Source organism: Exiguobacterium sp. s40 (assembly GCF_018617905.1).
Lineage (GTDB): Bacteria > Bacillota > Bacilli > Exiguobacteriales > Exiguobacteriaceae > Exiguobacterium > Exiguobacterium mexicanum_A.
The window spans coordinates 201,577-215,022 of the sequence record NZ_JACSLC010000003.1 but is presented as its reverse complement, the minus strand read 5'-3'; the positions used below and the strand labels follow the sequence as shown (position 1 = coordinate 215,022).

General features: G+C 54.3%; 14 protein-coding genes. 11 read left to right on the top strand and 3 right to left on the bottom strand.

Annotated features, from left to right (window positions below):
• Positions 1-3 precede the first annotated feature (3 nt).
• From KNP02_RS04270 to KNP02_RS04250, 5 genes are read left to right on the top strand one after another with little or no spacing between them, the layout of a single operon-like run.
• Positions 4-855: an NAD-dependent epimerase/dehydratase family protein gene (locus tag KNP02_RS04270; RefSeq protein WP_214708396.1), complete on the top strand. Its 852-nt coding sequence runs from the start codon at positions 4-6 to the stop codon at positions 853-855.
• On the top strand, positions 852-1,994 hold the full coding sequence (locus KNP02_RS04265; RefSeq protein WP_214708398.1) for an aminotransferase class V-fold PLP-dependent enzyme: 1,143 nt from the start codon (positions 852-854) through the stop codon (positions 1,992-1,994). The genes KNP02_RS04270 and KNP02_RS04265 overlap by 4 nt, the downstream gene beginning before the upstream one ends.
• 12 nt (positions 1,995-2,006) lie before the next feature.
• Complete coding sequence (locus KNP02_RS04260; RefSeq protein WP_214708400.1) at positions 2,007-2,591, top strand: hypothetical protein; 585 nt, start codon at positions 2,007-2,009, stop codon at positions 2,589-2,591.
• 19 nt (positions 2,592-2,610) lie between these two features.
• Complete coding sequence (locus tag KNP02_RS04255; RefSeq protein WP_214708402.1) at positions 2,611-3,612, top strand: polysaccharide deacetylase family protein; 1,002 nt, start codon at positions 2,611-2,613, stop codon at positions 3,610-3,612.
• 35 nt (positions 3,613-3,647) lie between these two features.
• The gene (locus tag KNP02_RS04250; protein WP_214708404.1) at positions 3,648-4,301 is read left to right on the top strand and encodes a hypothetical protein; all 654 of its coding nucleotides are present in this window, start codon (positions 3,648-3,650) and stop codon (positions 4,299-4,301) included.
• Between the two features lie 26 nt (positions 4,302-4,327).
• On the opposite strand, the gene KNP02_RS04245 is transcribed toward KNP02_RS04250, so the two are convergent.
• Both KNP02_RS04245 and KNP02_RS04240 read right to left on the bottom strand, forming a co-directional pair.
• A complete protein-coding gene (locus KNP02_RS04245) occupies positions 4,328-5,092 on the bottom strand; it encodes a MerR family transcriptional regulator (RefSeq protein WP_214708406.1) in 765 nt (254 codons plus the stop codon).
• 47 nt (positions 5,093-5,139) lie between these two features.
• Positions 5,140-5,604 (bottom strand): GNAT family N-acetyltransferase, encoded by a 465-nt coding sequence (locus KNP02_RS04240; protein WP_214708408.1) that lies wholly within the window; start codon positions 5,602-5,604, stop codon positions 5,140-5,142.
• Positions 5,605-5,818: 214 nt separating this feature from the next.
• Between KNP02_RS04240 and KNP02_RS04235 the strand changes: the two genes are divergently transcribed.
• The 6 genes from KNP02_RS04235 (at position 5,819) to KNP02_RS04210 (ending at position 12,005) form a co-directional block, all read left to right on the top strand.
• Positions 5,819-7,528 (top strand): glycoside hydrolase family 13 protein, encoded by a 1,710-nt coding sequence (locus tag KNP02_RS04235; RefSeq protein ID WP_214792178.1) that lies wholly within the window; start codon positions 5,819-5,821, stop codon positions 7,526-7,528.
• A 127-nt stretch (positions 7,529-7,655) separates the two neighbouring features.
• Positions 7,656-8,075 (top strand): YwiB family protein, encoded by a 420-nt coding sequence (locus KNP02_RS04230; RefSeq protein WP_214708410.1) that lies wholly within the window; start codon positions 7,656-7,658, stop codon positions 8,073-8,075.
• On the top strand, positions 8,072-8,500 hold the full coding sequence (locus KNP02_RS04225; RefSeq protein WP_214708412.1) for a hypothetical protein: 429 nt from the start codon (positions 8,072-8,074) through the stop codon (positions 8,498-8,500). Before KNP02_RS04230 ends, KNP02_RS04225 begins: the two co-directional genes overlap by 4 nt.
• Before the next feature lie 46 nt (positions 8,501-8,546).
• Positions 8,547-9,062: a GNAT family N-acetyltransferase gene (locus KNP02_RS04220; RefSeq protein ID WP_214708414.1), complete on the top strand. Its 516-nt coding sequence runs from the start codon at positions 8,547-8,549 to the stop codon at positions 9,060-9,062.
• A 6-nt stretch (positions 9,063-9,068) separates the two neighbouring features.
• Positions 9,069-9,785, top strand: a complete 717-nt coding sequence (locus KNP02_RS04215; protein WP_034779293.1) for a hypothetical protein — start codon at positions 9,069-9,071, stop codon at positions 9,783-9,785.
• A gap of 90 nt (positions 9,786-9,875) precedes the next feature.
• Positions 9,876-12,005: a (Fe-S)-binding protein gene (locus KNP02_RS04210; RefSeq protein ID WP_214708416.1), complete on the top strand. Its 2,130-nt coding sequence runs from the start codon at positions 9,876-9,878 to the stop codon at positions 12,003-12,005.
• A gap of 39 nt (positions 12,006-12,044) precedes the next feature.
• On the opposite strand, the gene KNP02_RS04205 is transcribed toward KNP02_RS04210, so the two are convergent.
• Complete coding sequence (locus tag KNP02_RS04205) at positions 12,045-13,343, bottom strand: methyl-accepting chemotaxis protein (protein WP_214708418.1); 1,299 nt, start codon at positions 13,341-13,343, stop codon at positions 12,045-12,047.
• Between the last annotated feature and the right edge of the window lie 103 nt (positions 13,344-13,446).

The window sequence follows — 13,446 nt, the reverse complement described above, 5'->3', positions numbered from 1 at the left end:
ATGATGAACGATCAAACGGTGCTTATCGTCGGAGTAGCTGGTTTTCAAGGGTTTCATATCGCACGTCGGCTGTTGCACGAAGGGTTTGACGTCGTCGGGATTGACGATGAAGGGCGGCATAAGACACGAATCGCCAAACAGCGCCTCTACGTACTCACCCACCCGCGCTTTCATTTGATTCGTTCGACGCTCGCGAACAAGACAGTCATGCGCAGCGTTTTGAATCGACACGAACCGAGACACATCATCTTATGTTCGACCCGTCGCCATAACGGAAGTGAAGAGCCGCTGGAACGTTACGAGTTGATGAAACGCTACATCGCCATCCAAACGAAGCGGGTCCCGGTTGAATCGTTCATCACGTTTGACTTGCCTGTAAAACAGGAGGACGGGGAATGTCCGGTGATCCATCTGTTCACAGAAGACGTCTTCGGACCTTGGGACGATGCCTCGACGCTAGTGTCAAAGGCCATTGTCGCCGTCGACCGCGGTGTCCGACTCTCAGGGTATTACGCGACGGATATCATCAACGTCTCCTATATCGATGATGTCGTCGAATCGGTCGTCCGCTTGCTTCGCTTGATTCAAACCGGGATGTCGCCAGTCGGATATTTTCAAATCCCGGCCTCCGACTACGTGAACGTCCAAACGTTACTGTCCGACATCGGACATATCCTCAACAAATCGGCGAAGACGTCGTTGCCGATGCGCGAGTCGGTACTTCGGCAGTCGGCCGTTCCGACGCTCGACACGCTGATCGGCTTCAGCCCGAGCACATCGCTGTTTGAAGGACTCGAGCAAGTCGTCGATTGGTATATCTCGTATAAAACCATGATGAAGGAGGGCATCAAATGAACATCCTATTATCGAAGCCCCATATGTCGGGCCGTGAGATGGCCTACATCGAAGAGGCGTTCGCGAGCAATTGGATCGCCCCGCTTGGGCCAAACGTCAACGCGTTTGAGGCGGAAGTCGCCGCTTACGCAGACCATCCGTACGCCTTGGCGACAAGCTCAGGGACGGCTGCCCTCCATTTGGCGCTACTTACGCTCGGCGTCGGGACAGGGGACACGGTCTTCTGTCAGTCACTCACGTTCGTCGCCTCGGTCAATCCAATCCGTTACGTCGGCGCCATTCCGGTCTTTATCGACTCGGAAACGACGACGTGGAATATGTCGCCAGACGCGCTTCGGAAAGCGCTCGTCCAAGCCGCGACGAAAGGAAAGCTTCCGAAAGCGGTCATCGTCGTCCATCTGTACGGCGTCGTCGCGAAAATCGGTGAGATTCGCCACATCTGTCGTGAGTTCGGTGTCCCATTGATCGAGGACGCGGCCGAATCACTCGGCTCGACGTGGCACGGGCAAATGACGGGAACCATCGGGGACATCGGGTTTTATTCGTTCAACGGCAATAAAATCATCACGACATCAGGCGGCGGCATGCTCATGGTACCGAATGAGGAAACGAGACAGTTGGCGCTCAAGTTGGCCACGCAATCTCGGGAAGACGCGCCGCATTATGAGCACGAACAAGTCGGCTATAACTATCGATTGAGCAACGTCTCGGCCGGGATCGGTCGGGGACAGCTCGAAGTGATTGAGCAGCGCGTTCAAGCACGACGTCGCGTGTTCGCTCGCTATGAGCATATGTTCCGTCAGCTCGGGACGACATATCAGCAAGAAGTCCCGCACTCACGGGCCAATCGTTGGCTGACCGCCATGCAGTTGGATCAGACAGACTTGCACCGTGACACGGTGATGGAGCGACTCGCCAGTGCCGGCATCGAATCTCGTCCTGTCTGGAAACCGATGCACCTACAACCGGTGTATCGCGATGCCGAATATGTGACGGTCGATGGAGAAGATGTCAGTCGGCGTCTGTTCGAGAATGGGATTTGCCTTCCATCGGGATCCGACTTGACCCTCGGGGAACAACAGCAAGTCATCCAGACCGTGCTCGATACGCGCTCGATCGTCACGGAACAAAGTGTCTGAGGAGGACGAACGATGAACCGGGAAGCAGAGATCATTCAAGCGCTTCGAGCCGCTGCATCTCTGACTCCGACCCTCACGGTTAAACAATATCAGCTCTGGAGCCGAGACCGGGACGTCCCGACATTTCTCGACGTTCTCAATTTTTACGGGTCATGGACCGGCGCCTTGAAAGCAGCCGGACTCTTAGAAGCCCGAAAGCACTATACCCAACAAGAACTCGTTGCAGCGCTTCGGCTCGCACTTGAACAGGAAGGGAAGTTGACGAGCACCCATTACCAACAATGGGTCAAAGATCATCCCGGTCCTTCCCTAGGTGATATTATTTCCCATTTCGGGTCTTGGAGTCTGGCCGTGAAAACGGTAGAGCGTTTAGAGGAGCTCCATTTTACCGTCCAGCCAGAACGTGAAAAAGCAGAAATCGTTCAATCGTTGCTAGAAGCAAGTCGGGTCGTCATGCCATTCAACGCGATCACCTATCAAAAATGGGCGAAACAACATAAACGACCAAGTGTCGCCAAAGTATCCCGTCGGTACGGCTCCTGGAAACGGGCGCTCGCCGAACTAGAGCTTCGTGAGTCGTGTGAAGGAAAGAAGTGAAGACAGAGGAGGGGTCTCGATGAACGGAGCGTTTGTCATCTCACTAGATTTTGAATTGAACTGGGGCACGTTTGACGGTACGACGATTGAGGCGTATGGCGATAATTTACTCGGGGTCCGGCAAGTCGTACCGAGCTTGCTCGACTTGTTTGCCGTGCACCAGATTCATGCGACTTGGGCGACGGTCGGATTCCTGTTCTATGAGACGAAAGCAGAGCTATTGAAAGACTTGCCGACGATTCAACCGGCGTATCGGCATCCCGAATATTCTTCATACAATTGGATGCAGCACGTCGGGGCGGACGAGGCGGTCGACCCGTATCACTTCGGGAAATCACTCGTCGATCAAATCGCGGCGACGCCTGGTCAAACCATCGGGACGCATACGTATTGTCATCTATCTTGTTTAGAAGAAGGAGTGACCATCGAGGCGTTCAAGGCCGATCTCGAGGCGGCGAAGCGGGTGGCCGCACGTCGCGACTTATCCATTCAGAGCATCGTCTATCCGCGCAATCAATCGAGCCCGGCGCATTTCCAAGCGGCACAAGAAGTCGGAATCGATGTCTATCGCGGCAATGAGACCCATTACATTTATCGGGCCGATGCGAGAAGGGATGAGGGATTAGGACGACGGGCTCTTCGTCTGCTTGATGCCTACGTCAATTTGACGGGCCACCACACGGTCTCGTGGGCAGCCATTCGGCAATCATCTCCTTATAACGTCCCATCGAGCCGATTCCTTAGACCTTACGTGCCGGCGCTTCGCTTCCTCGACCGACTCAAAGTGCGGCGCATCAAACGGAGCATGACGCATGCGGCCAAACGGGGGGAAGTGTTCCATCTTTGGTGGCACCCGCACAACTTCGGCAAACATGTATCCGAAAACATGGCCTTGTTGGGTGAAATCATCGCCCATTATGAAACGTTGCATCAAACGTATCAATTTGAAAGTTTATCGATGGAAGAAGTGGCGGACCGTTGCCGCCCGGCCGTCGTCTCGACGCAGGAGCGACACGGATGAGAGGCGTTCGGAGGAAGAGAAAGGGGAGGGACAAAATGGGCCGACCGATCGTACTACTCATTGGAGAACACCGGACATCTGCCTACGTCTATCATGCGATCCGCAACTTTGGGGTAACCCATGTCGTTCAGGAAGATGGGCCGAGCGAGCATCGTCCGGAATCCATCAAGCATTGGCTGACGCATGTATACGTCCGGCTGACGTCGCCTGTCATGCGCCTTTCGAGCCGGACGCGGATCCGAGAACTGAAAGGTCGCTATCCATTGAACGATGAGCCGATTCCGTTCCACCACATTCTACGTGTCACCTCATTGAACGATACGAAGACGACGATGTGGCTCGATCGTCTCGACCCGCAGCTCATCGTCACCCATGAGACGGGGCCGATTGACCCGAGCGTCCTCGCCCGCTTCGACTGCCCGGTATTGACGGTCGCACCGACGATGGCAGAAGGACAACTCCAAGCGTACTGGGCGTTCCGGGCCAAACCGGACGTCTGTGAGGCACGAATCGAACAGTGGACCGAGCGGGGCTGGTCTGTAGCAGACCGGGCCGTGCTCTACATCGGCGGGACGGATAATTTTGCCACGTATCCGTACTTGCAGCTCACGACGGCGCTCCCGCTCTTGAGACGTCAAATCGAGTCATTGCTAAAGGATGATGTGTATGACCGTCGAACGGCAAAATAACGGCCAAAGCGCGATGCTTTGGCCGTTTAGCTTTGGGTGATGCAATAGTGTTGGATGGCGTCATTATAATAGACGGCCAGTCCTGGCGCGTACTTGTCATAGAACGCGGTGAAACGCTCGTCCATGACGTACATCTGACCGAGTCCGCTGAACATGTCGAGCGAGCAGTCATAGAACTGGTCATTGATGAACAGGTGGTTCGCCCGGACGGCCGCTTGGACACGCGGGTCTTCGACCGGGACGCCGGCAGTGAACAAGTCGACGAGCGGCTTGACGAGATCGACTTGTTGTTGACTGAGCGCTTCCCAGTCTTCTTTCGATCGCTTGTCGGCGCGCGCACGTGACGTCTTATACGCCTCACTCTTGCCCCAACGTTCTTCTGTCTCCGCCTCGTGCTTCGCTTCATGGGCTTTCAGTTCGTCAAACGATAATCCCTTGAACAACGATTTGTCTTCCATTGGAATTCCTCCTCTCAGTGAGGTGAGCGTCGATTCCGCCGTCTCGGCGAGTGTCGCAAAATAGGCGGCTTTCGCGCGCAGGGCGGTCACTTGCTCCTCGAGGGCACGGGTCCGATCGAACGGTTCGGCTTCGAGTAAGCCTTGAATCGTCTCGAGCGGGAAGTCGAGCGAACGATACAGCAGAATCGTCTGCAACCGCTCGGCATCATGCGACGAGTAGCGCCGATAGCCGTTGACGTCACGTTCCGGGACGAGCAGACCGACGGCGTCATAATGACGCAACGTCCTTGTGGTCGTGCCAGAGAGTGTCGCGAGTTGTTGAATCGTGTACATGTCCTCACCTCCTTGAAGTCAGCGTACACGTTGACGTCGCGTCAAGGTCAAGCCTCTTTTTCGAACAAAGAGAATCCATTTCGTTCGCCGACATAATTGAAGCCGAAGCGAGGATAATAGGCGTTCAAGAAGTGATTCGTGGCGACACAGTCGAGGCGAACTCGGTCTGACGTCGCTGCAAGCGCATAATGCATCAACTGTTCACCGACTTGTCGGCCTTTCATCCGGTCATCGACGACGAGGCGATGTAAATAGACGGCCGCGTCAGGATCGTCCCACAAGTTCTCGTCCCAAGACGTCGGTGGGATCAAGCTGACCGACCCGGCGATGTCTCCGTTCGCTTCGTATACATAGACGGTTCCGTTCGTGACGTCATGGGTCACAAAATCGGTCCGACTCGGCTCTAAATATTTTTGCCATTGCGTTTTTCCAGCGGCCCGAAACGATTGCGCTTTCGTTAAAATCAGTTGATCGATTGCCGAGAGATCGGCCTGTGTGGCCAAACGGATCATGTAAGTCGCCTCACTTTCATTTCATTTCAAATTCGTGTAGGGTACACGATGAGTAAGCTGTTAAAAACATCTTTGTGTCGTGGAATGATTTTTGGTAAGATAAACTTACTGCAATCGTGCAAACGATTGCGCTAACGAGATAAAGAGACAACAGCACTGATATTAGTATATAGGATGCGCAGTGAGTTTAGGGACAAGGGAGTATCATTGACACATGCAACTTTTACAACGTGACCAACACACACAAACGAAAACACTGAAACGAAACTGGTGGAAAGAAGCTGTCGCTTATCAAATCTACCCGCGCAGTTTTTATGATGCGAACGGGGACGGGATTGGCGATATTCAAGGCATCATCGACAAACTCGATTACTTGAAAGACCTCGGCGTCGACGTCATCTGGATTTGTCCGATGTACAAATCGCCGAATGATGACAACGGCTATGACATTAGCGACTATCAGGACATCATGGACGAGTTCGGGACGATGGAAGATTTTGACCGTCTGTTGACGGAAGTCCATGCGCGCGGCATGAAATTGCTGTTAGACCTCGTCGTCAACCATACGTCGGATGAGCACCCATGGTTCATCGAATCGAAGAGCTCAAAAGACAATCCGAAGCGTGACTGGTACATTTGGCGTGACGGCAAACCCGACGGCTCGAAACCGAACAACTGGGAGTCAATTTTTGGCGGGTCGGCTTGGGAGTTTGACGAGACGACGGAACAATACTTCTTGCACGTCTTCTCGAAGAAACAGCCGGACCTGAACTGGGAGAACGCCGAGATGCGCCAGACGGTGTACAACATGATCAACTGGTGGCTCGACAAGGGTATTGACGGTTTCCGTGTCGATGCAATCAGCCACATCCGCAAACACCCGTCGTTCGGCGACTTGCCGAACCCGGAAGGTCTCGACTTCGTGCCATCGTTCGAGATGCATATGAACGTCGACGGGATTCACGGTTATTTAGAAGAACTTCGCGACGAGACGTTCAACAAGCACGACATCATGACTGTCGGCGAAGCGAACGGCGTCTCACCTGACGATGCCCACCTTTGGGTCGGCGAGAAGGAAGGCAAGATGAACATGGTGTTCCAATTCGAACACATGGGTCTCTGGCGTGAAGACGCCGAGTCGAAGCTCGACGTCGTCCACTTGAAGAACGTCCTCACGAAATGGCAAAAAGGCCTCGAAGCAGACGGCTGGAACGCCCTTTACGTCGAGAACCATGACCAAACGCGGACCGTGTCATCATGGGGTGATGACGAGCGCTACTGGAAAGAGAGCGCCAAGTCGATCGCGATGATGTATTTCCTCATGCAAGGGACGCCGTTCATCTATCAAGGCCAAGAGATCGGCATGACGAACGTGAAGTTCGACTCGATTGACCAGTACGATGATATCGCGACGCGCAACCGGTATTACATCGGTCTCGAGAACGGCAAGAGCCATGACGAGATGATGGACATCACGTGGAACTCGTCACGTGATAACACGCGCACACCAATGCAGTGGAGCGACGCCCCGAACGCGGGCTTCACGTTCGCGGAGACGCCGTGGTTCGGCATCAACCCGAACTACACGGACATCAACGTCGGCGCCCAGCTCGAAGACGACGACTCGATTCTCAACTTCTATAAAGAGATGATTCGTCTTCGCAAGCAAGATGAGACATTCGTCTATGGGACGTATGACATCGTCTTGCCGGAGCACCCAGAGATTTACGCGTACACACGCACGCTCGGTGACTCGCAATACCTCGTCATGACGAATTTGACAGGGAAAGAAGCCATCTTTGCGACGGAGATCACGCTTCGCTCAGAAGACGTCGTCTTGAAAAACATGCCGCTCGAGCCGCATGACGAGACGACACTGCTTCATTTGAAGCCGTTCGAAGGTCGCGTCTATAAGCTAAGTTGATTCAAAGACAGGGGGAACTCTGTCTTTTTTGTAGTGTGAACGGTCCGCGAACCGGGAAAGAAAAAGTTACCGATTCCGGACCGTTCGCGAGATATGGTACGATGGGACAGCGGAAAGGGGAATCACCATGGCAATTGAACCGAAACGCGTACGTGTGCGCCAAAAGACAATGATCAGTGAAATCGAGGAGCCGATTGAGCTGCAAGTCGACGGGCTCTATTATGAATTGAAGACCGGCTTCGTCTTGACGTTCGATCAAGAACGAGAAGACGGCGTCGTGCCGACAACGATCAAATATACGACGGGCCGGCTCGCGCTCATCTGTAAAGGACCGATTGAGATGAATCATTCCTTTATTGAAGGGCGCTTGACCCAAAGCCTATATAAAAACCCATACATGTCGATGACGATGGCGACGACGACGGAGCGGCTCGATGTCGCGGACGGACGTTGCCGCTTCGCCTACGAGTTGTCGATGAACGATGACTTGGCAGGTAACTATGTAGTCGACGTCACGTGGACGTTTGAAGGAGGAGAGTTCGCATGAATTTTGCAGAACGCGTAAGAAAGATTGAAGAGATGTTGAACGAGGATTGGTTCGAGATGCTCGAGACGAATGAGGACGAATATGAAGAGTGGCGCGGCCGCCTCGAGGACCACGCCGAACAGGTCGTCGGGCACTACGATAACGAGACTGGCGTCGATATGGACTCGGTCGATAAATTGCTCCAATTGAACGATGAGTTCCCGCTTCTTTACGGGGAAGACACGGTCCGGCTTTACGTCGCCTTGATCGAGGCGCGACCGGAAGATAGATCGGTATACGACCGCTACATCGACTACTTGGCCGCCATCGGTGACGCGACGCAAGAGGAGTTTTTACGGTTCCATACGCTCGTCGAAGCGGGCCGTCTTGACGAGGCACGTGAGCTCGCCCCGCAGATGCCAAAACGATTAGGACTCGAAGATTAAGGCCGCTTTGCGGTCTTTTCTATACATAAAAATAGGGGGAAGCGTTATGTTGCGACTAGTGAAGACATCCATGGAGCAGGAAGCGAACGTGCTCGATTTTTTAAAGGAATGGCGGGAACGCTCCGAGACGATCGTCCCGAACGCCGTCGACCGTGACGCGTCCGACTTTGCGTCGTACGTTAAACAGATTCGTGATAAAGAAGTACGGGTGAACAACGTCAGTTGGGTGCCGAGCACGACGTATTGGCTGACGGATGGGGACGAGTTGCTCGGGGCGGCGAATATCCGTCACGAATTGAATGACAACCTCCTCAACTTCGGGGGACACATCGGGTACGGCATCAAGCCGAGTGCCCGCGGACGTGGTCTCGCTACGAAACAGCTCGAGCTCGCACTCGAGAAAGCGAAAGAACTCGGGATCGAGCGGGCGTTGATTACGTGCGACCGGACGAACGAAGCGTCACGCCGAGTCATTTTGAACAATGGCGGCGTGCCGGACACGCCGTTCACAGCGGAAGGCGGGAAAATTGTCGAGCGGTTTTGGATTGAACTAAAGGGGTGACATGAGATGGCGAACTGGATCGTGGTCTATTTAGCGCTCATCAATTTTTTCGGAATTTATCTGTTTCCGCGAGACCGGGTGCCGTCTCAAAAATGGTTCTCGTTTTCGAGCGGGATCGCCATCACATACTTTTTCATGTATCTCTTGCCGTCCTTGAACAAGCGGCAAGACACGCTTCAAGTGGATTGGCTCGACCTGGCCTTGCCGTCGGAGATTTATGTCATCAGCCTGCTCGGTTTCACCGTCTTTTACGGGACGATGCGTGTCGTCCGGACGCCCCATTTCAAAGACGAGACGATTGACCAGAACGTGTCGTACTGGCTCCAAGTGACGCTGTTGACGGCATATATGTCGTTCTCGGCTTACGTCGTCACAGCGTCATCCGTCACGTTCGTCGCACGCAGCTTCTACGCGACGGCGCTCGGCGTACACTTCCTCGCCGTCGGCCACGACTTGTATCGCCATTACGGGGAACGGTACATCCGGCAAGGGCGTTATTTGTTGAGCGGCGGGATTCTTGCTGGCGGTTTCTTCTCCCGCTTGATCGACCTCGCCTCGCACGTCGAGGCCATCTTGTTCGCGTTCGTCGCCGGGGCGATGATTCTGAACATCGTCAAGTTCGAGCTCCCGGCCGACCGCAACCTTCACTTCCGGACGTTCGTCCTCGCCGTCGTCGGGTATGGCGGCATCCTCTTATTCTTGAAGCATGTGCTCAATTTTTGACCTCTTCGATAAAAATGAATGACTGTTCATTCATTGTTTGATATACTGAACTCAAGATTGAATCCGTTTTCATAAGGGGGAGTTTTGGGGATGTCTACATTTTTAATCGTCAACTGGATTCTATTCTTGCTCGTCCTCGGCTATGGACTATATTTGTTCGCATCGTTGGTGTACCAGCGCTATACGTTCATCAAGCTCGGGAAAAAGGCAGAGTGGAGCCAAACGAATAAGGAACGGCTTGAACAGGTCATGATCAACGTGTTCGGGCAAAAGAAACTGTTGAAAGACAAGAAGAGCGGCATCATTCACGTCATGATGTTCTATGGGTTCATCCTCGTCCAGTTCGGGGCCATCGACTTCATCTGGAAAGGACTTGCTGTCGGGACGCGTTTCCCGCACATCCCGCTCGGTCCGCTCTATCCGATTTTCACGTTCATGCAAGAAATCGTCATGCTCATGATTCTCGTCGCGGTCGTTTGGGGATTCTACCGCCGTTACGTCGAGAAACTCGTGCGTTTAAAACGAAACTTTCTGGCCGGTCTCGCCCTCATCTTCATCGGTGGGTTGATGGTATCGGTCTTGTTCGGGAACGGGTTCTACCTCGTCTATAAAGAAGAGCTCCCGATGTGGGGCGAACCGGTCGCGACACTCATCGGTTCGGCGTTCGCTTGGGTACCGGGAGGGGTCGCCTTCGCCTTGTTCGTCGTCTTTTGGTGGCTTCACCTCTTGTTCTTGCTCAGCTTCATGATCTATATCCCGCAAGGCAAGCACGCCCATTTGATTGCCGGGACGCTCAACGTCTGGCTCGGACGGACGCACCAGGTCGGTCGTCTCGCACCGGTCGACTTCTCAGCGATGGAAGAGGCCGAGGAGTCGGATGAAGAAATCGTCTTCGGCGTCAATAAGATCGAAGACTTCAACCAAAAACAACTCGTTGACTTGTATGCCTGTGTCGAATGCGGACGCTGTACGAACGTCTGCCCGGCGACCGGGACTGGTAAAATGTTGTCGCCGATGGACCTCATCGTCAAACTGCGCGACCACATGAACATGAAAGGGGCCGCCATCACGCGTAAATCGCCGTGGGCACCGGCGCTCATGTTCCAAAACACGCAAGGGGCCGAGATTGCGGCCGCGGCTCAAGACGGGCATATGCTCGTCGCCGACGAGTTGATTGGCAACGTCATCACCGAAGAAGAGATTTGGGCATGTACGACATGTCGCAACTGTGAGGACCAATGTCCGGTCATGAACGAGCACGTCGACAAGATCATCGACCTTCGTCGTTACCTCGTCATGATGGAAGGCAAGATGGATCCTGAGGCGCAACGTACGGTCGCGAACATCGAACGTCAAGGCAACCCGTGGGGGATGAACCGGAAAGAGCGCGAGAACTGGCGCAAAGACCGGGAAGAACTTGTCATCCCGACGGCGAAAGAGAAGAAAAAGGCCGGCGAAGAGTTCGAGTTCCTCTTCTGGGTCGGGGCGATGGGCTCATACGATAGCCGCAGCCAAAAAGTCGCCCAAAGCTTTGCGAGCGTCTTGAACAAGGCCGGCGTCTCGTTCGCCATCCTCGGGAACGAAGAGAAGAACTCAGGGGACACGCCACGCCGCATCGGGAATGAGCTGTTGTTCCAAGAGCTTGCCGAGGCGAACATCAAACTGTTCGAGAAGTATGGGGTCACAAAAATCGTCACGGTCGACCCGCACGCGTACAACACGTTCAAAAACGAGTATCCGGACTTCGGACTGAGCGGTGTGAAAGTATATCACCATACCGAGCTCCTCGCCGAGCTGCTCGATACGGGCCGGGTCAAACCGGACTTCTCCGTGAACGAACGGGTCGTCTATCACGACTCGTGCTACCTCGGGCGCTATAACGGCATTTACGACGCCCCACGTTTCGTCTTGGAACGCATCCCGGGTGTCGAACTCGTCGAGGCGGACCGGAACCGTGAGAACGGCATGTGCTGCGGTGCCGGCGGCGGTCTCATGTGGCAAGAAGAGAAAGTCGGGACGCGCGTCAACGTGGCTCGGACCGAGCAGCTGCTCGAGACGAAGCCGACCGTCATCGGCTCGGCATGTCCGTACTGTTTGACGATGCTCTCGGACGGGACGAAAGCGAAAGAAGTCGATGAGACGGTCGGCACGTTCGACGTCGTCGAATTGCTCGATCGCTCCCTCGCTCCAATCGAAGTACCAGAACCGATTGTCCAATAAAAACAAGGCACGGTCCGCGGACCGTGCCTTGTTTTGTCGTCAGTGCATTTCGGACGTAGCTAGTAAAGAAGACGTCAAGTGCGATAAGCCTTGCGTCGTCTCGTTGATGGCGGAGATCGTCTCGACCATTTGGCCGAGGTCTTGCTTGTTCCGTTCGAACGACAGGACGTAATTGCCCATCTCGTCTTTGACGGTCGAGAAGCCTGCTTTGACGGCACCGAGTTGACGCATCGCCTCGTCGTTCGTCCGATGCATCTGTCCCATCTGGTCGAGCAGGGCGGCGATGTTCGTCTCGTTCTCATGGATGAGGACATTGATTTGACTGCTCAACTGCTTCGCGTTCTCGGCGAGCGTGCGCACCTCGGTGGCGACGACGGCGAAGCCTTTACCGTGCTCACCGGCCCGGGCCGCTTCGATCGATGCGTTCAAGGCGAGCAAGTTCGTCTGATTGGCGATCTGTTCGATGCTCCGGGTCATGCTGACGATGTCTTGTGAACCGTCCTTAAGGGCGGTGATCCGTTCGAGCGAGGCATCGACGTACGTCGCCGATTGCTTGAACTCGGTCTCCATCTGTTCGATTTGTTCGCCGTTCGTATGCGTCAAGTTCATCAAGTGGCGGCTCATCTTCTCCGTCTGTTCGGTTTCGGACAAGACTTGATGGGCCCGCTTGCTCGTCTCGGACATGGCGTGACCGGTTTGTTCCATCGTCGTCGCGACTTCTGTGCTGACGCGGCTCACGTCATGAAGTAGCGCCGCCCGAGCGACGTTCGCCGATTCGATTTCATCGAGGCGGGCGTCGACATATTGTTCGGTGACGATTTGAGCGTCCAAGTTCATCGCGTGAGACAAAGCGAGGAGCGACTCAGTCATCGTGGCCGGGTCGTGTTGATACGCCTCGACGATTTTTGGGATGAGCAACGTGTTGAAGGCGGAATACGTCGCGAGGAACCAGACGACCGGTACCGAGAAGTGATGATGCGTTTGTCCCATCCGCTTGCGCATGGCGAGGAACTTGTCATCGATCTTTCCGGTCAACAGGCTACGGAAGTAGTCGGCGAACACTTTTTTCAGACGCTCACGCGTCGATGAGGCGTTGGCGAGTTGGACCATCTCGGGTTGCAACATCAAGTGGTCGAGCACGTTTTCAAGGACGTCATCTAACACCGCTTCGACGAGCGGGGCCATGTTTTGAAGTTGTGTCACTTGCGACGCCGTATAACCCATATAATGGGTGCGTCCGTTCAAATTCGGGTCGGTTGGTTGCGCGATTGTCGCCACATCGGGAAAGCCGATCGACGCGGCGTAGGCGGCAGGTTTTGCTTTACGGAACAGTGCCATGATTCATTCTCCTTTTTCTCATACAGCTAAAATAGCGTTCTCCTTTATATCGGCAAACATGTGAAAAAACTGAGAAATCGATGTGCGATGAAGCTGGCTGTTT